The organism is Pseudonocardia sp. SID8383 (assembly GCF_009864975.1).
In the GTDB taxonomy this organism is placed as follows: domain Bacteria; phylum Actinomycetota; class Actinomycetes; order Mycobacteriales; family Pseudonocardiaceae; genus Pseudonocardia; species Pseudonocardia alni.
On the sequence record NZ_WWFY01000574.1, the window covers coordinates 1 to 626 of the forward strand.

Genomic DNA, 626 nt, shown 5'->3' on the forward strand with positions numbered 1-626 from the left:
ACCGCGGCCCCGAGGACCGCCTCGATCGGCAGCCGCAGCAGCCCGGCCGGGTCGAGGGCGACCGGGTCGGCGGGCAGCACCAGGATCCCGCCGACGAGCGCGAGACAGAGCGTGGTGAGCAGCGCGGCCCCGGCCCGTCGGGCGTGGAACGGGTGCCGGTCGGCGGCCCGCCACAGCTGCACCACCGACACGCCGAACGACCACACCAGCGCAGCCAGCGCCGTCCCGACCGCGGTGAGCGCGACGGCGTCGGGCAACACCCCGGCCGCGGTCACCACGAGCACGATCCCCTGCAGGGCGGCGACGACCTTGGCCGAGTAGCGCGGCGGGAGCTCGCCGCGCAGCCACGGGGCGACCCGCCCGGCGGCGACGAAGGCGTAGCGCAGCAGGCCCAGCGCGGTGACCCACCACTGCCCGGTCGTCGCCGCGACGTGCGCCGACAGCACCATCAGCAGGAAGGCGTCGGTCTCCATGTCGAACCGGGCGCCCAGCGCGGTCTCCGTGCCGGTGCGGCGCGCGACCGGGCCGTCGACGCCGTCGAGGGCGAGCGCGACGCCGACGAGCGCCACGAGCGCCACGGTCCCGGCGCCGTCCAGCCCGACCAGCGCGACGACCGCCACGGCGAG

General features: G+C 77.8%; 1 protein-coding gene. It reads right to left on the reverse strand.

Going from position 1 to position 626, the window contains the following annotated elements:
* A partial coding sequence (locus tag GTW08_RS13910) for a CDP-alcohol phosphatidyltransferase family protein (RefSeq protein WP_202417151.1) occupies nucleotides 1–626 on the reverse strand: 626 nt, incomplete at both ends.